This is a genomic window from Pseudomonas sp. WC1 (assembly GCF_050586565.1).
Lineage (GTDB): Bacteria > Pseudomonadota > Gammaproteobacteria > Pseudomonadales > Pseudomonadaceae > Aquipseudomonas.
Genome location: NZ_JBOBDQ010000018.1, coordinates 15,687 through 36,598, shown reverse-complemented (window position 1 = coordinate 36,598; position 20,912 = coordinate 15,687). Strand labels below are relative to the sequence as shown.

19 protein-coding genes are annotated in these 20,912 nt (G+C 64.8%); 9 read left to right on the top strand and 10 right to left on the bottom strand.

Annotated elements, in window-relative coordinates:
* The first annotated feature begins 15 nt into the window (after window positions 1-15).
* From ACQ4OD_RS10805 to ACQ4OD_RS10770, 8 genes are all read left to right on the top strand, one after another.
* Complete coding sequence (locus tag ACQ4OD_RS10805; protein WP_430944273.1) at window positions 16-798, top strand: carbon-nitrogen hydrolase family protein; 783 nt, start codon at window positions 16-18, stop codon at window positions 796-798.
* A gap of 95 nt (window positions 799-893) precedes the next feature.
* Window positions 894-3,209, top strand: coding sequence for a pyrroloquinoline quinone biosynthesis protein PqqF (pqqF, locus tag ACQ4OD_RS10800; RefSeq protein WP_430944272.1), 2,316 nt, complete (start codon window positions 894-896; stop codon window positions 3,207-3,209).
* A gap of 170 nt (window positions 3,210-3,379) precedes the next feature.
* Window positions 3,380-3,451 carry a pyrroloquinoline quinone precursor peptide PqqA gene (pqqA, locus tag ACQ4OD_RS10795; protein WP_003243383.1) on the top strand — a complete coding sequence of 24 codons (72 nt, stop codon included), beginning with the start codon at window positions 3,380-3,382 and terminating at the stop codon, window positions 3,449-3,451.
* A gap of 73 nt (window positions 3,452-3,524) precedes the next feature.
* The gene (pqqB, locus tag ACQ4OD_RS10790) at window positions 3,525-4,436 is read left to right on the top strand and encodes a pyrroloquinoline quinone biosynthesis protein PqqB (RefSeq protein WP_198753801.1); all 912 of its coding nucleotides are present in this window, start codon (window positions 3,525-3,527) and stop codon (window positions 4,434-4,436) included.
* Window positions 4,437-4,463: 27 nt separating this feature from the next.
* The gene (gene pqqC, locus ACQ4OD_RS10785) at window positions 4,464-5,201 is read left to right on the top strand and encodes a pyrroloquinoline-quinone synthase PqqC (RefSeq protein ID WP_177485975.1); all 738 of its coding nucleotides are present in this window, start codon (window positions 4,464-4,466) and stop codon (window positions 5,199-5,201) included.
* Window positions 5,198-5,473, top strand: a complete 276-nt coding sequence (pqqD, locus tag ACQ4OD_RS10780; RefSeq protein WP_102681910.1) for a pyrroloquinoline quinone biosynthesis peptide chaperone PqqD — start codon at window positions 5,198-5,200, stop codon at window positions 5,471-5,473. The genes pqqC and pqqD overlap by 4 nt, the downstream gene beginning before the upstream one ends.
* The gene (gene pqqE, locus ACQ4OD_RS10775) at window positions 5,445-6,593 is read left to right on the top strand and encodes a pyrroloquinoline quinone biosynthesis protein PqqE (protein ID WP_430944271.1); all 1,149 of its coding nucleotides are present in this window, start codon (window positions 5,445-5,447) and stop codon (window positions 6,591-6,593) included. The genes pqqD and pqqE overlap by 29 nt, the downstream gene beginning before the upstream one ends.
* Complete coding sequence (locus ACQ4OD_RS10770; RefSeq protein ID WP_430944270.1) at window positions 6,574-8,385, top strand: prolyl oligopeptidase family serine peptidase; 1,812 nt, start codon at window positions 6,574-6,576, stop codon at window positions 8,383-8,385. Before pqqE ends, ACQ4OD_RS10770 begins: the two co-directional genes overlap by 20 nt.
* Window positions 8,386-8,478: 93 nt before the next feature.
* Here ACQ4OD_RS10770 and ACQ4OD_RS10765 read toward each other — a convergent pair whose 3' ends face one another.
* A complete protein-coding gene (locus ACQ4OD_RS10765) occupies window positions 8,479-8,637 on the bottom strand; it encodes a YqaE/Pmp3 family membrane protein (protein WP_003177654.1) in 159 nt (52 codons plus the stop codon).
* Window positions 8,638-8,792: 155 nt separating this feature from the next.
* Entirely contained in the window at window positions 8,793-10,070 is a 1,278-nt protein-coding gene (locus ACQ4OD_RS10760) for an aspartate aminotransferase family protein (RefSeq protein WP_198753799.1), read from the bottom strand.
* A 210-nt stretch (window positions 10,071-10,280) separates the two neighbouring features.
* On the opposite strand from ACQ4OD_RS10760, the gene ACQ4OD_RS10755 reads away from it, so the two are divergent.
* Window positions 10,281-11,204 (top strand): LysR family transcriptional regulator, encoded by a 924-nt coding sequence (locus ACQ4OD_RS10755; protein WP_139668024.1) that lies wholly within the window; start codon window positions 10,281-10,283, stop codon window positions 11,202-11,204.
* 384 nt (window positions 11,205-11,588) lie between these two features.
* Here the strand turns inward: ACQ4OD_RS10755 and ACQ4OD_RS10750 are convergent, their stop codons facing one another.
* The 8 genes from ACQ4OD_RS10750 to bioF all read right to left on the bottom strand — a co-directional run bounded on the left by ACQ4OD_RS10750 (window position 11,589) and on the right by bioF (window position 20,911).
* Window positions 11,589-13,367, bottom strand: coding sequence for an acyl-CoA dehydrogenase C-terminal domain-containing protein (locus ACQ4OD_RS10750; RefSeq protein ID WP_198753798.1), 1,779 nt, complete (start codon window positions 13,365-13,367; stop codon window positions 11,589-11,591).
* A gap of 130 nt (window positions 13,368-13,497) precedes the next feature.
* On the bottom strand, window positions 13,498-14,784 hold the full coding sequence (locus ACQ4OD_RS10745; RefSeq protein ID WP_198753797.1) for a GGDEF domain-containing protein: 1,287 nt from the start codon (window positions 14,782-14,784) through the stop codon (window positions 13,498-13,500).
* A gap of 268 nt (window positions 14,785-15,052) precedes the next feature.
* Complete coding sequence (locus tag ACQ4OD_RS10740; RefSeq protein WP_102681903.1) at window positions 15,053-16,858, bottom strand: phenylacyl-CoA dehydrogenase; 1,806 nt, start codon at window positions 16,856-16,858, stop codon at window positions 15,053-15,055.
* Between the two features lie 250 nt (window positions 16,859-17,108).
* Window positions 17,109-17,405, bottom strand: a complete 297-nt coding sequence (locus tag ACQ4OD_RS10735; protein WP_430944269.1) for a pyrroloquinoline quinone biosynthesis protein PqqE — start codon at window positions 17,403-17,405, stop codon at window positions 17,109-17,111.
* Window positions 17,406-17,515: 110 nt separating this feature from the next.
* Window positions 17,516-18,196, bottom strand: a complete 681-nt coding sequence (bioD, locus tag ACQ4OD_RS10730) for a dethiobiotin synthase (RefSeq protein WP_102681901.1) — start codon at window positions 18,194-18,196, stop codon at window positions 17,516-17,518.
* A 1-nt stretch (window position 18,197) separates the two neighbouring features.
* Window positions 18,198-19,022, bottom strand: coding sequence for a malonyl-ACP O-methyltransferase BioC (gene bioC / locus ACQ4OD_RS10725; protein ID WP_430944268.1), 825 nt, complete (start codon window positions 19,020-19,022; stop codon window positions 18,198-18,200).
* Window positions 19,015-19,746, bottom strand: a complete 732-nt coding sequence (locus ACQ4OD_RS10720) for an alpha/beta fold hydrolase (RefSeq protein ID WP_139668016.1) — start codon at window positions 19,744-19,746, stop codon at window positions 19,015-19,017. The genes bioC and ACQ4OD_RS10720 overlap by 8 nt, the downstream gene beginning before the upstream one ends.
* Window positions 19,739-20,911 (bottom strand): 8-amino-7-oxononanoate synthase, encoded by a 1,173-nt coding sequence (gene bioF, locus ACQ4OD_RS10715; protein ID WP_430944267.1) that lies wholly within the window; start codon window positions 20,909-20,911, stop codon window positions 19,739-19,741. The genes ACQ4OD_RS10720 and bioF overlap by 8 nt, the downstream gene beginning before the upstream one ends.
* Window position 20,912: the final 1 nt, after the last annotated feature.

The window sequence follows — 20,912 nt, the reverse complement described above, 5'->3', positions numbered from 1 at the left end:
CGAAGGAGTAGCGCCATGCGCATCGCCCTGTATCAGGGCACGCCACAGCCATTGGACGTGCCCGGCAACCTCGAGCGCCTGCAGCACCAGGCCCAGCTGGCCGCCGCCCGCGGCGCCCGGTTGCTGGTGTGCCCGGAGATGTTCCTCAGCGGCTACAACATCGGCCTGGACCAGGTGGAACGCCTGGCCGAGGCCGAGGACGGCCCCTCGGCGATGAGCGTCGTCGAGATTGCCCAGGCGCACCGCATCGCCATCGTCTATGGCTACCCCGAGCGGGCCGAGGACGGGGCGATCTACAACAGCGTGCAACTGATCGACGCCCATGGCCGCAGCCTGTGCAACTACCGCAAGACCCACCTGTTCGGTGAGCTGGACCGCTCGATGTTCAGCCCGGGCGGCGATCACTTCCCGGTCGTCGAGCTGGAGGGCTGGAAGGTCGGCATGCTGATCTGCTACGACATCGAGTTCCCGGAGAACGCCCGGCGCCTGGCGCTGAACGGCGCCGAGCTGATCCTGGTGCCTACGGCAAACATGGCGCCCTACGACTTCGTCTGCCAAGTGACCGTGCGCTCGCGAGCGCAGGAGAACCAGTGCTACCTGGTATACGCCAACTACCGCGGCAGCGAGGGCGAGATCCAGTATTGCGGGCAGAGCAGCATCATCGGGCCGGACGGCGATGTACTGGCGATGGCCGACCACGAGGAAGGACTGTTGCTGGCAGATCTGCAGCGCGAGCGGATATTGAAAGGGCGCGAAGCGTTTCCCTACTTGGCGGACCTGCGTCGGGATCTGCACTGATTGCGCCACTTCGCGGCCTGTCGCCTCGGCAAGCCGGCTACCGTAGGGGGCCAGCCAGAACAGACAACCTCAGCATTGCGCGCTAGCATGGCGTCATGTCCGACGCCATCCGCCACCTTACCCTTGCCAACGGCCTGCGCCTGACCCTGCGCCATGCCCCGCGCCTCAAGCGCGCGGCGGCAGCGCTACGGGTGCATGCCGGCAGCCACGATGCCCCGGCACGCTGGCCGGGCCTGGCACACTTTCTCGAACACCTGTTCTTCCTCGGCACCGCGCGCTTCCCGCTGGACGACGGCCTCATGCGCTATGTCCAGGGCCTGGGGGGCCAGGTCAACGCCAGCACCCGCGAGCGCACCACCGACTTCTTCTTCGAAGTGCCGCCCGCGGCGCTGGCCGGCGGGCTGGAGCGCCTGTGCCAGATGCTCGCCGAGCCGGACTTTGCCATCGAGCGCCAGCGCCGCGAACGCGAGGTGATCCATGCCGAGTTCATCGCCTGGTCGCGCAACCCCGAAGCCCAACGCCAGTTCACCCTGTTGCAATCGGTGTCGGCGCGCCATCCGCTGAGCGCTTTCCATGCCGGCAACCGCTACAGCCTGCCGCTGGAAAGCCCGGCCTTCCAGCAAGGACTGAGACGGTTCCATCAACGCAACTATCAAGGCAAGCAGCTCACCTTGAGCCTGGCCGGCCCGCAGTCGCTGGATGAGCTGACACTATTGGGCAGACAGTACGGCGAGCTGTTCGCCCAGGGTGCGGGCACCGTACGCAACCGGCCGCCCACGTTGCTCGAAGCGCCTTTGCGCCAGCCAACCGCATGGGGTGCCCGTCATGACTGGCTGTTCGCCCATGACAGCGTGCCGGAAGGCGCGGAACAGGCGCTTGAATTGTTACTGGCCCAGCTCACCGACAGCCGGCCTGGCGGTTGGCTGGATGCCTTGCGCAAGCGCGGCTGGCTGCAGGACTGCAAGGCGCAACAACTCCACGCCCATGCCGGGCAACTGCTCTGGCATGTCCAGTTGCAGCTGGCGGACGAAGCCTGCCTGGCCGAGGCCCGGGCGCTGCTGTATGGCTGGCTGGGTTTTCTACGGCAGCAGGATCCTGGGCAGCTGAACCTGCGCTTCACGCAACTGCAGCAACGCCGGGAGCAAGCTGGCAGCGCGCTCGAACTGGCCCAGCGCGACAGCGCAGGGCGGCCGTTCAGCGGCCTGTCGGGCCAAGGCCTGGCCGCCTTCGATGCACTGCTGGCCGACCTGCCATCCACAGCGGCAGGAGACTGGCAGCTCCCTCCCGAAGAAGTACTGCTGGCAGACGCACTGCCAATGATCGGCAGCGTTTTGCCAGCCGCGCTCGGTATCGGTGACGGCCTGCCGCCAGCACGCCAGTTCGCGGCGCTGGATCTGCGCTGGCAGGTTTTGTCACCTCTGCGCCAACGCCTGTGGCCCGTTCTCGAGCATAGCCTTCGACCGTTGCGCGAACGTGCCACGCAGGCGGCATTGCAACTGGGCTTCGAGGCCTGCGGCGAGTACTGGCAGTTGCGTCTGGCGGGGCATCCCCTGGCCGTGATCAACGCCACGCAGGAGGCGCTTGCGTTGCTGCGTTCGCCTGCCAGGGAGCATTGGCACGCGCCAGCGGCAGCCGAAGCACCCTTGATACCGATCCGCACCCTGCTCAAGGCACTGCCAGACACTTTGCTGATGGGCGCAATACAACCACTGCAGGCCTGCACGCCGGACCAGCCGCAGCTCGACTCACTCTGGCGACAGGCCCGGTGGCAGGGATTGGCGCAAGGATTCGACGCAGCGCAACAGGGGGCGCTGGGAACGGTACTGCAAAGCCTCATGGGCCAACCTGCCGAGCCTTCAGCGCCACGTCCGATCCACGAGCGCCACTGGCGGCAGATCCCGACTACGGGCAGCGAGCCCGCACTGTTGCTGTTCTGCCCATTGCCTGCGCGCCTGCACCCTGCCGGCCGCCTGCTGGCCCAGCTGTTGCAGGGCCCGGTCTATCAACGCCTGCGCGTCGAGCTACAACTGGGTTATGCGGTGTTCAGCGCCTTTCGTCAGATCGAAGGCTACGGCGGGCTCCTGTTCGGCGTGCAATCGCCGCATGCCAGCCACGCAGAGATCCTTGGCCACCTGCTGAATCTGCTGCGCCAAGGCGCCACGCTGAACGCAGCTGCCCGTACCCAGCTCGCCGATCAATTCGACGAAACGGCGATGAGCAATGCCGATGTCGCGCAATGGGCCTGGCAAGCACATATGGCGACACACAATCCGGACCTGCCCCGCATGCGCCGATCTATTCTCAATGTCGAGCAAGTTCAGTTGGACGAACTGCTGCAGCAACTCATCGACGCCAGGCACGGTTGGCTGTGCCTGGCCAATGCCGCCGCGCCGGACGCCAAATGGCGATGACGTCAGCGGTGATTGTTACCGCTTGTGCAAGGGCGCATTTCGAATAATTAACCTTTCGGTACAATTTTTTCTTGTAAGATAGCGCAATCTCGGCCAATGGAACCTCTCGTCCCTGGGAGAACCCAATAATGAACCGACCACCTCAAACCCCATCCGGAAGGAGCAAACCCATGTGGACCAAACCTGCATACACTGACCTGCGTATCGGCTTCGAAGTGACCATGTACTTCGCCAACCGCTAAGCGGCAGTGCGTTACGACGCCTCGGCCCGCCGGGGCGTTGTCGTTTTTCGGATCAGCGTTTACGAGGGCGCGCATGTACATCCAGATTCTCGGTTCCGCCGCCGGTGGCGGCTTCCCCCAGTGGAACTGCAACTGCGTCAACTGCAAGGGCTACCGCGACGGCACCCTGCGCGCCACGGCACGTACCCAGTCGTCCATCGCCCTGTCCGACGACGGCGAGCACTGGATCCTGTGCAACGCCTCGCCGGACATCCGCGCCCAGCTCCAGGCCTTCGCGCCGATGCAGCCGGCCCGGGCCCTGCGTGACACCGGTATCGATGCAATTGTCCTGCTCGACAGCCAGATCGATCACACCACCGGCCTGCTCAGCCTGCGCGAAGGCTGCCCGCACCAGGTGTGGTGCACCGACATGGTCCACCAGGACCTGAGCACCGGCTTCCCGCTGTTCAACATGCTCAGCCACTGGAACGGCGGGCTGGTGTGGAACTGCATCGAGCTTGATGGCAGCTTTGTCATCGATGCCTGTCCGAACCTGCGCTTCACTCCCTTCCCGCTGCGCAGCGCCGCGCCGCCCTACTCGCCGCACCGTTTCGACCCGCACCCCGGCGACAACCTCGGGCTGCTGGTGGAGGACACCCGCACCGGCGGCAAGTTGTTCTACGCGCCGGGCCTGGGCCAGGTCGACGCCAAGCTGCTGGAGATGATGCATGGCGCCGACTGCCTGCTGGTCGACGGCACCCTGTGGGAGGATGATGAAATGCAGCGCCGCGGCGTCGGTACCCGCACCGGCCGCGAGATGGGTCACCTGGCGCAGAATGGCGCGGGCGGCATGCTCGAGGTGCTGGACGGCTTCCCACGTCAGCGCAAGGTGCTTATCCACATCAACAACACCAACCCGATCCTCGACGAAGACTCGCCGGAACGCGCCGAAGTACAGCGCCGGGGCGTGGAAGTCGCCTTTGATGGCATGAGTATCGAGCTGTAAGGAGGCCCTGTGAGCGACGCAACGCCGATGTCCCCTGCCGAGTTCGAGCAGGCCCTGCGCGCCAAGGGCGCCTACTACCACATCCATCACCCCTACCACGTGGCGATGTATGAAGGCCGCGCCAGCCGCGAGCAGATCCAGGGCTGGGTGGCCAACCGCTTCTACTACCAGGTGAACATCCCGATGAAGGATGCGGCGATCCTGGCCAACTGCCCGGACCGCGAAGTGCGCCGCGAGTGGATCCAGCGCCTGCTCGACCACGATGGCGCGCCCGGCGAGGATGGCGGTATCGAAGCCTGGCTACGCCTGGGCCAGGCCGTGGGCCTGGACCCGGACCAATTGCGCAGCCAGGAGCTGGTGCTGCCCGGCGTGCGCTTTGCCGTGGACGCCTACGTCAACTTCGCCCGCCGCGCCAGCTGGCAGGAGGCCGCCAGCAGCTCGCTGACCGAGCTGTTCGCCCCGCAGATCCACCAGTCGCGTCTGGACAGCTGGCCGCAGCACTACCCCTGGATCGACCCGGCCGGCTACGAATACTTCCGTACCCGCCTCGGCCAGGCCCGGCGTGATGTGGAACACGGCCTGGCGATCACCCTGCAGCACTACACCACCCGCGAAGGGCAGGAGCGCATGCTGGAGATCCTGCAATTCAAGCTGGATATCCTGTGGAGCATGCTCGACGCCATGAGCATGGCCTATGAACTGAACCGCCCGCCGTACCACAGCGTCACCGCCGAGCGGGTCTGGCACAAGGGGATCGCCCTATGAGTTTCGACCGTCAACAGGTGCCCGCCTGGCGCCCCGGCTATCGTTTCCAGTACGAGCCCGCGCAAAAGGGCCATGTGCTGCTGTACCCCGAAGGGATGATCAAGCTCAACGACAGCGCCGGCCTGATCGGCGGGCTGATCGATGGCCAGCGCAGCGTCGCCGCGATCATCGGCGAGCTGCAACAGCAATTCCCCGATGTGCCCGAAGTCGCCGACGACATCGAGCAATTCATGGAGGTGGCCCGTGCCGAACACTGGATCACCCTCGCCTGAGGTGCCGGTCGGCCTGCCCTTGTGGCTGCTGGCCGAGCTCACCTACCGCTGCCCTTTGCAGTGCCCGTACTGCTCCAACCCACTGGATTTCGCCGAGCAGGGCAAGGAGCTGAGCACCGAGCAGTGGTTCAAGGTAATGGCCGAAGCCCGCGAGATGGGTGCCGCGCAGATCGGCTTCTCCGGCGGCGAGCCGCTGGTGCGCCAGGACCTTGCCGAACTGATCGCTGAAGCTCGGCGCCTGGGCTACTACACCAACCTGATCACCTCCGGCATCGGCCTGACCGAACAGAAGATCGCCGCCTTCAAACAGGCCGGGCTGGACCATATCCAGATCAGCTTCCAGGCCAGCGACGAGCAGGTAAACAACCTCCTGGCCGGCTCGAAAAAGGCCTTCGCGCAGAAGCTGGAGATGGCCCGGGCGGTGAAGGCCCACGGCTACCCGATGGTGCTCAACTTCGTCACCCATCGGCACAACATCGACCGGATCGACCGCATCATCGAGCTGTGCATCGCCCTTGAGGCCGACTTCGTGGAGCTGGCCACCTGCCAGTTCTACGGCTGGGCGCACCTCAACCGCCTTGGCCTGCTGCCGACCCGCGCCCAGCTGGAACGGGCCGAGCGCATCACCAATGAGTACCGCGACAAGCTCAAGGCCGAAGGCAGCCCGTGCAAGCTGATCTTCGTCACCCCCGACTACTACGAAGAGCGCCCCAAGGCCTGCATGAATGGCTGGGGCAGCCTGTTCCTGACCATTACCCCGGACGGCACCGCCCTGCCCTGCCATGGCGCGCGCCAGCTGCCGGTGCAGTTCCCCAATGTGCGCGACCATGACCTGCGCCACATCTGGTACGACTCGTTCGGCTTCAACCGCTTCCGAGGCAATGACTGGATGCCCGAGCCGTGCCGCTCGTGCGACGAAAAGGAAAAGGACTTCGGCGGCTGCCGCTGCCAGGCCTTCATGCTCACCGGCGATGCCAGCAAGGCCGACCCGGTGTGCGCCAAGTCACCGGACCACGGCATCATCCTCAAGGCCCGCGAGGAAGCCGAGCACGCCACGTTGGAGATTGAACAGATGACCTTTCGCAACGAGCGCAACTCCCATGTCATTGCCCGCGGCTGAGTTCAGCGCCACCCAGGCCGTGGCCGCCGGGACCGATTTCGCCGAGCTGAAGGTCGGCGAACAGGGTGTGTTCTGGAACGAGTTCCGGCCCGCCGATGGCGCCTGCCGCATCTGGCATTGGCTCGACCACCAGGCTCGCTGCCTGACCCCGGACGGCTACAGTGTGCGCAGCCGGGTCTATGAATACGGCGGCGGCAGCTTTTGCCTCGGTGGCGACGGGCTGGTGTTCGTCAACGAACAGGACCAGCAGGTCTACACCCAGGGTTTCGACGGCAGCCCCCCGCGTCCGCTCAGCCACGCCGGCGATTGTCGCTACGGCGATGTCCAGTGGCATGCCGGCCAGGTGCTGGCCGTCGAGGAACGCCATGCCCAACAGGTCGAGCATCGCCTGGTCAGCCTCGCGGCGGGTCATCGGGAAGTCCTGGCCGAAGGCGCCGACTTCTACGCCTCGCCAACGCTGAGCCAAGATGGCTGCCGCCTGGCCTGGATCGAATGGGACCGCCCGGCGCAACCCTGGACCGTTACCCGGCTGATGTGTCGCGAGCGCGCCCCGTCCGGTGCCTGGGGAACGGCACGCTGCATCGCCGCGCAGGACGAATCGTTGCAGCAGCCGCGCTTCGACGAGCAGGGCCGCTTGCACTGCCTGTCCGACCGCGAGGGTTTCTGGCAGCCTTGGGGCGAACTCGACGGGGGCTGGCAACGCCTCCCCGCAGCGGCCGCCGATCATGCCACCGCGCCCTGGCAACTGGGCGCCAGCACCTGGCTGGCCCTCGGCCCCACCAGCTACCTGGCCAGCTGGTTCGAGAACGGCTTCGGGCAACTGGGGTTGCGCCGTGACACTGGCGAAGTGGAGCGTTATGCCAGTGCTTACACACGGTTCCGTAGCCTGGCCTTGGACAACGAGCGCATCTATGCAGTGGCCGCCTCGCCGATCAGCCCACCGGCGGTGATCGCCATCGACCGGCGCAGCCACGAAGTCGAAGTACTGGCAGGCGGCGCCGAGGTGCTGCCGGTGGAATACATCAGCCGCCCGCAGCCGATCCACTATGCCAGTGGCGATGGCTCGGCCCACGGTTTCTTCTATCCGGCCATGCAAGGTACGGCCGGCCTCCCCCCACTGGTTGTGTTCATCCATGGCGGCCCGACCTCGGCCTGCTACCCGGTGCTCGACCCGCGCATCCAGTACTGGACCCAACGCGGCTTCGCCGTGGCCGACCTCAACTACCGAGGCAGCAGCGGCTACGGTCGCGCCTACCGCCAGGCGCTGCACCTGCGTTGGGGCGAATGCGACGTCGAGGACGCTTGCGCTGCGGTCAGGCATCTTGCCGAGCAGGGCTTGATCGACCCGGCCCAGGCCTTCATCCGCGGTGGCAGCGCCGGCGGCTACACCACCCTATGCGCCTTGGCCTTCCAGGATGTGTTCCGTGGCGGCGCCAGCCTGTACGGCGTCAGCGACCCCGAGGCGCTGGGCCGGGCCACCCACAAGTTCGAAGGCGACTACCTGGACTGGCTGATCGGCGACCCGCAGCGCGATGCCGAACGGTATCGCCAGCGCACACCATTGCTGCACGCCGGGCGGATCAAGGTACCGGTGATTTTCTTCCAGGGTGAGCTGGATGCGGTAGTGGTACCTGAGCAGACACGCTTGATGCTCGAGGCCCTACAGGCCAATGGAATCCAAGCCGAGGGGCATTTTTATGCGGGCGAGCGGCATGGGTTCCGCCAGGCGGCGAATTTGGCGCATGCGCTCGACTCAGAGTGGAAGTTCTACTGCCGGCTGCTTGGCCGGTAGGGCAAAACATAGCTTCAGGCTTCAACTGCAACGGCGTGGGAGCGGCGGTGCGCCGATCCCACGCTGATCATGCTTGCAGCGCGGTCTATGCACTCAGCGCTTGGCAATGATGTACACCGCGTGCACGATCCCGGGGATGTAACCCAGCAAGGTCAGCAGGATGTTCAGCCAAAACGCGCCACCGAACCCTACCTGGAGGAAAACGCCCAGCGGCGGCAGGAGGATGGCGATGATGATGCGGATGAAGTCCATGCGGTGTGCTCCTTGAAGGTGTATCAACACAGACTAGCCGTACCTGCCGGAGGTTCCACCGGACAAAAAAACGCCCCTGGCCATGTATTTCAGACCAGAGGCGATGCGCAGGAACGCGAGACGGTTCGTTGAAATTCTGTACGTCGGCTGCCGGGTCAGGCCGGCACTTCACGGCGATTGTGCTGCTGGGCATGCAGTCGGGTGAACGCCCGGGCCAGGCGCAAGAGCATCTCGTCGATGTTGCCCTTGCTCACGGTCAATGCCGGCGAGAAGCGCACCACGTCGGCCTGTGGCGCATTGAGCAGCAAGCCCTCCTGCAATGCAGCCTCGACCAGTTGCGCCGCGGCGCCCTCGCGCAGTTGCAACCCCCACAGCAGCCCCTGACCGCGCACCTCGCCCTGGCCATAGCGACCAGCCAGGCGGCTGAGGCCATCGCGCAGGTGACGACCACTGTCCATCACCTGCTCGAAGAACCCCGTATCCAGCACGGCCTGCAGCACAGCCAGCCCGGCAGCGCTCATCAGTGCGTTGCCATGGTGGCTGCCTTCCAGTTCGCCCGGCTCGGCGCAGCAGGCACGCCCACGGGCCAGCAGCGCCGCCAACGGCACACCGCCGCCCAGGCCTTTGCCGAGGGTGATGATGTCGGCCCGCACCCCGTAGGTTTCTTCTGCCAGCAGGGCGCCGCAACGTCCTACACCGGTCTGCACCTCATCGAGGATCAGCAGGATGCCCAGCTCACGACACAACTGCTCGACACCCTGGAGGTACTCGCGGGTGGCCGGAATCACGCCGGCTTCGCCCTGGATCGGCTCAAGCATGATTGCCACGGTGCGCGAGTCGACCGCCGCATGCAGCGCCGCCAGGTCGTTGAACGGCACCTTGCTGAAGCCCGGCAAGCCGGGCTCGCAACGATTGCATGGCAGCGGGTCGGAAGCCGACAACGCCCCGAGCGTGCGCCCATGGCAGCCGTGGCTGGCGGTAATGATGTGATAGGCGCCGTTGCGGTGCAGTTGGCCCCATTTGCGCGCCAGCTTGATCGCACCCTCGCAGGCCTCGGCGCCACTGTTGAGCAGGTAGGCCTGATCACTGCCAGTGCGCTGGCACAGCAGCTCGACCAGGTTCAGCAGGCCGCGGCTGTGGTAGCCCGCGCCGGGATTGACCAACGCCTGGGCCTGGTCGCCCAGGGCCTTGACCAGCACGCTCGGGCTGTGACCCAGGCTGTTCACCGCACAACCCTGGGTGAAGTCCAGGTAGGCGTGCCCTTCGTCATCCCACAACCACGATCCCTGACCGCGCACGAACACGTGCGGCGCACGTTCGATGCTGGGCATCAGCCGCTCGCGGGAGCACTGCGCGGCGGCCGGCACGCTCACCAAGGCACGCTTGGGCTCGGCGACGGCGGGTGCCGAACGGCGCAGGTTGAACAGGTTCATCGGGACTCCGGCCAATCACGGTGGTGGGCGGTCAAGGTTCCGGTCTGGCGCCGGAATTGAATATTCTGCCTTGCCTATCAAAAGTGTTTTTCACCTGGGGTAACAATCGCCGGGATGAGCGCTGTAACCCGTTGGAATACGGCGATAGACTAGGCGTCTGGTCGATTCGCGGCCATTTCGTTTTCTCAGCTTTTTCGATAAGTATCACTTATGGATTTTCGCCAACTGCGCTACTTCGTCGCGGTCTATGAAGAAGGCCATGTGGGCCGCGCCGCCGAACGCCTGTCGCTGTCCCAGCCAGCGCTGTCGCAGCAGATTCGCCAGCTGGAGCACAGCCTCGACCTGAGCCTGTTCGAACGCAGCAACAAACGCCTGCTGCCCACACTCGCCGCGCATACCCTGTACAACCACGCCGTGCCCTTGCTCGATGGCCTGCAACGGGCCCACGAGGCCATGGGCAATTTCAAGGGCCAGTCGCTGCGCACCCTGGCCATCGGTGTGCTGCAGACCGTACGGCCAAGTCTGGTACCGCAACTCCTGGAGCGGGTGCGCAAAGCCCAACCGCACCTGGTGGTACAGATCTATGAACTGTCGGGGTCGGAGATCGAACGGCGCCTGCTCAACGGTAGCCTGGACATCGGCATCAGCTACCTGCCACCACGCCAGCCGGGGCTGCACGGCTTGCTGCTGTACGAAGATGAACTGCAGTTGGTCATCCCCCGTACCCACCCCTTGAAAGACTTCAAGAAGGTCTCGATCCGTCAGGCGGCCGAGTTGCCGATGTTGATGCTTGGCGAGGAGTTCCAGATCCGCCAGATCTGGAAGGCGCAGCTGGCCAGCCAAGGGCGCAGGCCGCAGGTGCAGGCCGAGATGAACAACATGGCGGGGATCCTCGACAGCCTGGCGCACACGGCGCTAGTGACCATCCTGCCGGGCCGGGCCAAGGATGCCGCACAGGACGACCAGGAGCTGCTGTGGAAGCCCCTCAGCGAGCCACGTATACCGTTGAAGGTAGGCCTGGTGTTTCGTGACGCGCAACGTCAACAGGCCTCGGTCGAGCTGCTGCGTAGCTTGCTGGAGGAAGAGGCCGAGCCACGCCAGCTGGGTGTTTCGCCGCTGGACGTGCTTGGCTGAAACACGCGCACAAAGAAAACCCCGCCTAAGCGGGGTTTTCCAGACTGTTTCCCTTCGACATCCTTATCACCCCGCCATCCTGGCAGGAAATCCTTCTTGTCCCTGTTCTATCTTTTCGCGCTTCCTGCGCAACTTCCTTGTAAGGCGTCCTGCTCTGTCCATTGCGCATCCTGCGCTACGTCCATGTAAGAAAGAGTAACCGTGGATCCAATCGTAGGAAAGAGGCGAAACGTCACCACGTCGTGTAAGCCAAAGCTTACAAAAGAGGTCCATTCACAAACATGCGCCGCCGACCAAACAAAAAGGCCGCCCTCGCAGCCGAAATTGCATCCGGTGCGGGGGCGGCCTCATGCCGCAAATGGGCTGCCAGGCAGCCCGGCGGGGTCAGAACTGCGCGGCGTCCAGCAGGTACAGCGACTCGCTACCTGCCCTCACCGACGCCGCCAGCGAATGGACTCGAGGCAGCAGGCGGGCAAAGTAGAACCGTGCCGTGCCCAGCTTGGCGCCATAGAAATCAGCATCCCCTTCGCCGGCCTTGGCGGCGCGCGCCATCAGTGCCCACATGTAGGCATAGGCGACATAACCGAATGCGTGCAGGTACTCGACCGAAGCCGCGCCGATCTCATTGGGGTTGCCCTTGGCCTGATCCAGCACCCAGTTGGTCAGCTCGTCGAGCTGGTCGAGGGAGGCTGCCAAGGGCTTGGTGAACTCGCCAAGATCAGCAGCATTGGCGGCGATGAACTGGCGGATCTCGTCGGCGAACAGCTTGTAATAGGCGCCACCACTGGCCACCACCTTGCGGCCGACCAGATCCAGTGCCTGGATGCCGTTGGTGCCTTCATAGATCTGGGTGATGCGCACATCGCGCACCAGTTGCTCCTGGCCCCATTCGCGGATGTAGCCATGCCCGCCGAAGACCTGCTGGCCATGCACGGTGCACTCCAGGCCCAGGTCGGTGAGGAAGGCCTTGGCCACCGGGGTCAGCAACGCCACCAATTCCTCGCTGCGCTTGCGGGTCGCGGCGTCTTCGCTGTACTTGGTGCTGTCGAGCTGCATCGCCACATAGGTGGAGAACGCCCGGCCGCCTTCGGTCAGCGCCTTCATGGTCAGCAACATGCGCCGCACGTCCGGGTGGACGATGATCGGGTCAGCCACCTTGTCCTTGGCCTGCGGACCGGTCGGGGCGCGGCTCTGCAGACGGTCACGGGCGTATTCCACGGCATTCTGGTAGGAACGCTCGGCCGAGGCCAGGCCCTGGATGCCGACACCCAGGCGCTCGTAGTTCATCATGGTGAACATGGCCGCCAGGCCCTTGTTCGGCTCGCCGACGATATAGCCGACCGCTTCGTCGAAGTTCATCACGCAGGTGGCCGAGCCCTGGATGCCCATCTTGTGCTCGATCGAGCCGCAAGTGGCCGGGTTGCGCGCGCCGAGGCTGCCATCTTCGTTGACCAGGAACTTGGGTACCAGGAACAGCGAGATGCCTTTCGGGCCTGCCGGTGCATCCGGCAGCTTGGCCAGTACCAGATGGATGATGTTCTCGGTGAGATCGTGCTCGCCGCCGGTGATGAAGATCTTGGTGCCGCTGACCTTGTAGCTGCCATCAGCCTGGGGCTCGGCCTTGGTGCGGATGATACCCAGGTCGGTACCGGCGTGGGGCTCGGTGAGGCACATGGAGCCGGCCCAGACACCCGAGTACATGTTCGGCAGGTACTTTTCCTTGAGCGCTTCACTGGCGTGGGCGTTGATCGACAGGCAGGCGCCGGCGGTCAGCATCGGGTACAGGCCGAAGGCCAGGCTCGAGGCATTGACCATTTCCTCGACCTGGGCCGAGACGACCTTGGGCATGCCCATGCCACCGAAGAGCGGATCTCCGCCAACGCCGACCCAGCCCCCTTCGGCATAAGTGTTGTATGCCTCGATGAAGCCCTCCGGGGTGCGCACCGAGCCGTTGTCCCAGTGGCAACCCTCTTCATCGGCGGCGCGGCTCAGCGGCGCGATGGTCTTGCCGGTGACCTTGCCGGCCTCCTCCAGCACGGCCATCGCCGTGTCGGCATCGACCGCCTCGGCAAGGCCGGGCAGCTGCGACCAGAGCGTGGCCACGTCGAAGACTTCATTGAGGACGAAGCGCATATCGCGCAGGGGCGCTTTATATTCAGCCATGACAACCTCTCGCTATAAGGGTCGGGGCGGCCCGTGAGGGCCGCGGCACTGGGATGAACGCAGTGTAACCGAACAACTTTTACGAGACATAGGGTCATCATGCGACCGAATAGTCAGGCATAGTCACGCCCTAACTCGCCATGCGCACGGCCCCACGCCGCGACTGCTGACCGAACGTCATGACGCAGTTACGCCCCGCGCCCTTGGCGCTGTACAGCGCCTGGTCGGCGGACTTGAGCACTTCCTCGGGGTTGCGGTGCTCGATCTGGCGCTCGGCGACGCCGATGCTGATAGTTACCGATACCGTGGTGTTTGCTCCTCCGCCACGGCGCTGGCGACCGGTGGAGTCATCCTGCGGGCGGCTGTTCTGGTCGCGCAACTGGATCGCATAGTTGGCGATCATCTCGCGCACCGCCTCCAGGTGCGGCAGGCATTCTTCGGCGGTCTTGCCGGCGAACACCAGGGCGAATTCCTCGCCACCGTAACGGTAGGCGCGGCCGCCCCCGGTCACCTTGGACAAGCGGCTGGCGACCAGGCGCAACACCTGGTCGCCGACATCGTGACCATGGGTGTCGTTGAATTTCTTGAAGTGGTCAACGTCGGTCATGGCAATCACATAGTTGCGCCCCAGGCGCTGCATGCGCTCGTTCAGGGCGCGCCGCCCCGGCAGGCCGGTCAGCTCGTCGCGGAAGGCCATCTGGTAGGCCTCGTGGGATACCGCGGCGGCGATCATCAGCATCACCTGGCTGCACATGATGTTCAGGGTGAACGGCAGGATGAAGGTCTTGGGCAGCATCCAGAAGATGCCGATAAGGCCAATGATCTGCGCGGCATGCAACGGCCTGGGCTCACGCAGGTACTGCACCACCAGCAGGATGAACACCGCCAGGAACAGCGGATAGGCCAACTGGATGAGGCTCATCCACTGGCCATGCAGCGAGGGCCAGCGGATCTCGGCCAACCAGCCCAGCAGGGCCTCTGGGAAGCTCTGCTCCAGGGCCACCGCCACGCTGCTCACGGCGAACAGCACGGCGAAGCGGGCCAGCAGGTCCTGGGCCAGGTGCGTGCGTTCCTGCCACGCACCGTACAGGCCGAACAGCGCGGGTAGCAGCAGACAGACCAGGTGGAAGATCACCGCGGCATCCTCGCGGACCCGGCCATTGTCGCGATAGAAGTCGGTCTGGGTATCGAGCAGGAAATAGGCGATGTAGACCGTGACCATCAGGAACAGCTCGCGCTGGCGGCGGTATACGGCGCAGTAGGCGCCACCCAGCAAAAGCACCAAGGTGGGTAGAACGTTGAACAGCGATGTGAAGAAGACGCTGAGGTCCCTTACATAGGCTGCCGCAAGCCCTGCCAGCAACAGAATCAGCGAAGGCAGGAAGTGGCTCGCGCGTACAGCGGATAGACGAAACAAGGGTAATCTCCGACCCGGCAGATCAATAATGGCATTGTGCCCCTACTTCATCGGCAGTGCACATGAATAGATGAATACAGATGCCCGCTTTAACGGCAGATCAGGGGCGAAGCTTGAGACTTTCTCGTTACTGGATGCGACACCCGGTAGGATTATTCCTGTTTGTTTACACAAGGCCGCTCCTGCAAGGGCAGGCGTAGACAGCAAAAAAGAAGCAAAAAAAACCGCCTACCGGTAACGGCAGGCGGTTTTCTTAAAACCGGCGAGCTTAGATGGACAGACCGAAGTCTTCTTCCTTCATCGCCATGAGGTTGTCGGCGCCAGACAGAATCGCCGCCACGTGGCTGCGGGTACGCGGCAGGATGCGCTGGAAGTAGAAGCGCGCAGTCTGCAGCTTGGCGGTGTAGAACGCCTCTTCGCTGGTGCCGGCCGCCAGTTTCTCGGCTGCCAGGCGGGCGATGTCGGCCCAGAAGTAGGCCAGGCACGCATAGCCGGAGTACATCAGGTAGTCCACCGAAGCGGCACCCACTTCCTCGCGGTCCTTCATCGCGGCCATGCCGATCTTCATGGTCAGCTCGCCCCACTCCTTGTTGATCGCGGCCAGTGGCTCGACGAACTCCTTGGTGGCGGCGTTGCCTTCCTGGGATTGGCAGAACTTGTGAACGATCTTGGTGAAGCCCTTGAGCGCCTCGCCCTGGGTCATCAGCACCTTGCGGCCGAGCAGGTCGAGCGCCTGGATGCCGGTGGTGCCTTCGTACAGCATGGAAATACGGCTGTCGCGTACGTTCTGCTCCATGCCCCACTCGGCGATGAAGCCGTGGCCGCCGTAGATCTGCACACCGTGGTTGGCAGACTCGAAACCGACTTCGGTCATGAACGCCTTGGCAATCGGGGTCAGGAAGGCCAGCAGCGCGTCGGCCTTCTTGCGCTCGTCCTCGTCCTGGCTGTACTTGACGATGTCCACCTGCTTGGCGGTGAAGTAGACCATGGCGCGGTTGCCTTCGGCGAAGGCCTTCATGGTCAGCAGCATGCGGCGCACGTCCGGGTGGACGATAATCGGGTCAGCGGCTTTTTCCGGTGCTTTCGGGCCGGTCAGCGAGCGCATCTGCAGGCGATCGCGGGCATATTTCAGGCCGCCCTGGAATGCCACTTCGGCGTGGGCCAGGCCTTGCAGCGCGGTACCCAGGCGAGCAGTGTTCATGAAGGTGAACATGCAGTTCAGGCCCTTGTTGGCGGGGCCGATCAGGTAGCCGGTGGCGCTATCGAAGTTCATCACGCAGGTGGCGTTGCCGTGGATGCCCATCTTGTGCTCGAGCGAGCCGCAGCTCACGCCGTTGCGCTCGCCCGCGCCGCCTTCGGCGTTGGGCAGGAACTTCGGCACGATGAACAGCGAGATGCCCTTGGTGCCGGCCGGTGCGTCGGGCAGGCGGGCCAGGACGATGTGCACGATGTTGTCGGCCATGTCGTGCTCACCGGCCGAGATGAAGATCTTGGTGCCGGACACTTTGTAGCTGCCGTCGGCCTGAGGTTCGGCCTTGGTGCGCAACATGCCCAAGTCGGTGCCGCAGTGCGGTTCGGTCAGGCACATGGTGCCGGTCCATTCGCCGGACACCAGTTTGGTCAGGTAGGTCTCCTGCTGCTCGGGGGTACCGTGCTCGGAGATGGTGTTCATCGCGCCATGGGACAGGCCTGGGTACATGCCCCACGACCAGTTCGACTCACCGACCATTTCGCTCAGGGCCAGGCCCAGCGACTCAGGCAGGCCCTGGCCGCCGTGCTCGGCGTCGTGGGCCAGGCTCGGCCAGCCGCCTTCGACGAACTGCTGGTAGGCTTCCTTGAAGCCGGTCGGGGTCTTCACGCCGGCCTCGCTCCAGGTGCAGCCTTCCAGGTCGCCGACGCGGTTCAGCGGGGCCAGTACCTCTTCACAGAACTTCGCGCCTTCCTGCAGGATCGCGTCGACCATGTCGGGCGTGGCGTCCTGGCAGCCCGGCAGGCTCTGATAATGCGCCTCATAGCCGAGCAGTTCGTCGCGGACGAAGCGGATATCACGCAAGGGGGCTTTGTAATCAGGCATTGCGATGAACCTCTGTGATGAGTTCGGTAGGGAGACCGCGGGTACCGACCAGCTCTTGGCGGCTTTCGGTCAAACAGTTGTTTGAAACTTACGTTTAGGAGGCCTCGCTGTCAAGGTGGGCTAACAATGGCATTTATGCCGCCGAATATGATGATTCAGCCAAGCACCCTCAAACGCATCGCGGGGCAAGCCTGCTCCCACGAATGGAAGCGGGCTTGCCCCGCGAAGTAAGCGAATGGGGTTCAGCGAGTCAGGCGTAGGTGTCGATGAACCGACCGAGCATTTCATCGGAAGCCTTGGCGACTTTGGCACCCAGTTCGACTTCGTGCTTGCCCAGGGCCAGTTGCACGGTGCTGGTGGCCAGATCCATCTGCTGGCTGCGGTCAACGCCGCGCAGGCGCTCGGCCTGGTAGTCGGTGGACTTCCCGCTGGTGCCACGCTCGACGGCGCCGCTGGCGATCTGCTGGGCGGCCTGGTCGACACGGTTCTGGCCGTTCTGGATGGCACCCAGGCCCGCGTAGTAGGCGGAGCTCGCATTGATTTCCATGTCAGGACTCCATGACGCTGGATGATGAACAGGCCTTATTAAAGCAGCAGAACGGGAAAAAGGCCCGTTGAAATCCCTAATAGCCTTGTGCCAGCCGATAGACAGGAGACCTAATCCAACAGGTCCAGATGCAAATGCTCGGCCACCGCAGCCGCGCCCGCCACCTTCAACCAGGGCACGCGCCCCAGGCATGGTGCGGGCAGCCGCTCGGCCAGGCTCGACAGGTTCTCCTCCAGACGCGATGTCCGCGGATCGACGATGTTCGCCACCCAACCGGCCAGTTGCAGGCCATCGCGGGCGATGGCCTCGGCGCTGAGCAAGGCGTGGTTGATGCACCCCAATCGCACCCCTACCACCAGGATCACCGGTAGTTTCAGGGCAATGGCCAGGTCTGACAGGTTCGCATGGTCGGACAACGGCACCCGCCAGCCGCCAGCCCCTTCGATCAAGGTGAAGTCGGCGTGCTGCGCCAGCACCTGCTGCATCGCATCACGCAGCACCGGTACGCTCAACACCACCCCCGCCTCGTGCGCCGCCACGTGTGGAGCGATGGCCGGCTCGAAAGCGAAAGGGTTGACCGATTCATAGGGCAGTTTGACCGAGCTTTCGTCAATCAATGCCAGGGCATCGCTGTTGCGCAACCCTCTGGGCGTCACCATGCAGCCGGATGCCACCGGCTTGGCCGCCAACGTGCTCAGCCCCGACTGCATCGCCGCATGCAGCAGACCCGCGGCGATGGTGGTCTTGCCGACATCGGTGTCGGTGCCGGCAATGAAATAGGCCTGGCTCATGTCACTGCTCCCCGGCCAGCGGTTTGCGCAAGACGCCATACACCACCTGATAGGTGGCAGGCAGCCCCTGAGGCTGGCGGAACTGTTCATAGGCCTGCAACAGGCCCTGCATCCGCGCACGTCCGGTCAACCCCGATGGGCGCCCCGGATTGAGGTTGTGCGCACCCAGTGCCTTGAGCTCGTGGGTCAGGCTGCGCACGTCGGGGTAATGCAGTACATGGGGACGTCGCTCCAGGCCGATCAGCTCCAGACCGCTTTCCCCGCATAGACGCTGGTAATCCTCGAAACGCCGGAAGCGATTGACGTGCACCATGCCATCGACGGCTTGCCAGCTGGCACGCAACTCATCAAGGGTGCCCACGCACAAGCTGCTGAATGCCAGCACCCCGCCTGGGCGCAGCACCCGCCGCGCCTCACCCAGCACGCTGGCGAACTGGCCGCACCACTGCACCGCCAGGCTGCTGAACAGCAGATCGACACTGCCATCGCGCAACGGCAGACGCTCGGCGTCACCCGTCACATGGTGCCGGGCGCCGCCTTGCTCACGGGCATGGCGCAACATGCCCTCGGCAATGTCCACCGCCATACCGTCGGCATCGCTGAAGCGCTCGGCCAGGACCCGGCTGAAATGGCCGGTGCCACTGCCCATGTCCAGCCAGCGCGCTGGGACGAGCCCTGCGGGCAGTTTCTCCAACAGCGCCATGCCTACTGCGCGCTGCAAGGCCGCGACACTGTCATAGCTGGCCGCAGCGCGGGAAAACGAAGCCGCCACCTGGCGCTTGTCCGGCAGGGCACCGGGCAAGGTGGGCTGGGAAAGATCAGTCATCGCCACTCTCATGCAGGAAACTCTTGATGCCCGCCGCCAGCTCCTGCGGGTACTCCAGCAGGAAGGCGTGGGAACTGTCTTCGACCAGGCCGACTTCCACGTCGGGCAACAGGTCGCTCAGGGCCTTGGCAGCCTCCACCGGCACCAGCGCATCACTGCCGGCGAACAGGTGCAGCTGCGGGCCGCCGTATTGCTCCAGGGCAGCGCGTGTATCAAGGCTGGCCAGCACCTCCAGCCCGGTGGCCAGGTACAGCGGATCGGTGTCGGGCACGCCGACGCCCAGTTGGCGCAGCAAGGTGCGCGGTTGCTGCGCGCCATCGCTGCACAAGGTGCGAAAGCGCTTGAGGGTCACCTGGGTATGGCTGCGGCAGCCATCGAGGAAGGTACCGAAGGTATCCGGTGCCATCCCGTGCGGCCAATCCGGCCGAGCGACAAAGCTGGGGTTGCTCGCCAGCGTGAGCAAGCCGCAGCAATGATCGCCGCGCTTGTGGGCCAGGGCGCTGGCGAGCATGCCACCCAGCGACCAGCCGCCCAGCCACACGTCGCTGGGCAGCTTGCGGTCGAGGTAGTCGACCCAGGTCAGCGGGTCGCTGTCGGCCAGGTCCGGCAACGGCATCAGTTCGACCTGCAGGCGCGGGTCCTGGGCACGCAGGCTGGCGGCCAGCGGCTCCAGTGAGGCGGTGCCCAGCCCCCAGCCGGGCAGAAGGATCATTCGGTTACGCATCGGCGGACTCCAGCTGTGGATAACACTCGGCCAATGCATTCAACAATAGCTGCACCTGTGCCTCACTGTGGGCGGCGCTCAGGGTCACCCGCAGACGGGCGCTGCCAGCGGGTACGGTGGGTGGGCGAATCGCCGTGACCAGCAGACCGCGTTCATGCAACAAGCGGGACAATGCCAGCGCCCGCCCCGCATCGCCGATAAGGATCGGCTGGATCGCGGTGTGGCTGTCCATCAGGGTCAGGCCGATCTGCTCGGCGCCTGTGCGGAACTGCTGGATCAGCGCGGCCAGGTGCTCGCGCCGCCAGCGCTCCCGACGCAGCAGCTCCAGCGCCTTGAGTGTGGCGCACGCCAATGCCGGTGGCTGGCTGGTGGTGTAGATGTAGGGCCGGGCGAACTGCACCAGCGCCTCGATCAGATCCTCACTGCCGGCAACGAAGGCGCCGGCGGTACCACAGGCCTTGCCCAGCGTGCCGATCAGCACCGGCACGTCATCGACACCCAGGCCGAAATGCTCGACCAGGCCGCCGCCGTTGGCGCCCAAGGTACCAAAGCCATGGGCATCGTCGACCATCAGCCATGCCCCACGGCCGCAGGCGACCTTGGCCAGGGCCGGCAGGTCAGCGCAATCGCCATCCATGCTGAACACGCCATCGGTGACCACCAGGGTATTGCCGGTGGCTTTCTCCAGGCGACTGGCCAGGCTGGCCGGGTCGTTGTGCAGGTAGCGGCTGAAGCGGGCGCCACTGAGCAGCCCGCCGTCGAGCAGGGAAGCGTGGTTGAGGCGGTCCTGCAAGACTGTGTCGCCCTGCCCCACCAGCGCGGTGATGGCCCCGAGGTTGGCCATGTAGCCAGTGGAAAACAGCAACGCGCGAGGGCGCCCGGTCAACTCGGCCAGTGCTTCTTCAACGTCATGGTGCGGCGTGCTGTGGCCGATCACCAGGTGCGAGGCGCCACCGCCGACACCCCAGCGCTCGGCGCCATCGCGCCAGGCCTTGATCACCTCGGGGTGATTGGCCAGGCCCAGGTAGTCATTGCTGCAGAAGGCCAGCAGCGGCTGGCCATCGACCACCACCTGCGGCACTTGCGGGCTGTCCAGCAGCGGCCGTTGCCGATAGAGGTCCGCGGCACGCCGTTCGGCCAGCCGCGCGGCGAGATCGAAGGCCATG

Coding starts and splice junctions, on each gene's coding strand:
- ACQ4OD_RS10805 (WP_430944273.1), top strand. CDS start 16: ATGCGCATCGCCCTGTATCAGGGCACGCCACAGCCATTGGACGTGCCC.
- pqqF (WP_430944272.1), top strand. CDS start 894: ATGTCCGACGCCATCCGCCACCTTACCCTTGCCAACGGCCTGCGCCTG.
- pqqB (WP_198753801.1), top strand. CDS start 3,525: ATGTACATCCAGATTCTCGGTTCCGCCGCCGGTGGCGGCTTCCCCCAG.
- pqqC (WP_177485975.1), top strand. CDS start 4,464: ATGTCCCCTGCCGAGTTCGAGCAGGCCCTGCGCGCCAAGGGCGCCTAC.
- pqqD (WP_102681910.1), top strand. CDS start 5,198: ATGAGTTTCGACCGTCAACAGGTGCCCGCCTGGCGCCCCGGCTATCGT.
- ACQ4OD_RS10770 (WP_430944270.1), top strand. CDS start 6,574: ATGTCATTGCCCGCGGCTGAGTTCAGCGCCACCCAGGCCGTGGCCGCC.
- ACQ4OD_RS10765 (WP_003177654.1), bottom strand. CDS start 8,637: ATGGACTTCATCCGCATCATCATCGCCATCCTCCTGCCGCCGCTGGGC.
- ACQ4OD_RS10760 (WP_198753799.1), bottom strand. CDS start 10,070: ATGAACCTGTTCAACCTGCGCCGTTCGGCACCCGCCGTCGCCGAGCCC.
- ACQ4OD_RS10755 (WP_139668024.1), top strand. CDS start 10,281: ATGGATTTTCGCCAACTGCGCTACTTCGTCGCGGTCTATGAAGAAGGC.
- ACQ4OD_RS10750 (WP_198753798.1), bottom strand. CDS start 13,367: ATGGCTGAATATAAAGCGCCCCTGCGCGATATGCGCTTCGTCCTCAAT.
- ACQ4OD_RS10740 (WP_102681903.1), bottom strand. CDS start 16,858: ATGCCTGATTACAAAGCCCCCTTGCGTGATATCCGCTTCGTCCGCGAC.
- ACQ4OD_RS10735 (WP_430944269.1), bottom strand. CDS start 17,405: ATGGAAATCAATGCGAGCTCCGCCTACTACGCGGGCCTGGGTGCCATC.
- bioD (WP_102681901.1), bottom strand. CDS start 18,196: ATGAGCCAGGCCTATTTCATTGCCGGCACCGACACCGATGTCGGCAAG.
- bioC (WP_430944268.1), bottom strand. CDS start 19,022: ATGACTGATCTTTCCCAGCCCACCTTGCCCGGTGCCCTGCCGGACAAG.
- ACQ4OD_RS10720 (WP_139668016.1), bottom strand. CDS start 19,746: ATGCGTAACCGAATGATCCTTCTGCCCGGCTGGGGGCTGGGCACCGCC.
- bioF (WP_430944267.1), bottom strand. CDS start 20,911: ATGGCCTTCGATCTCGCCGCGCGGCTGGCCGAACGGCGTGCCGCGGAC.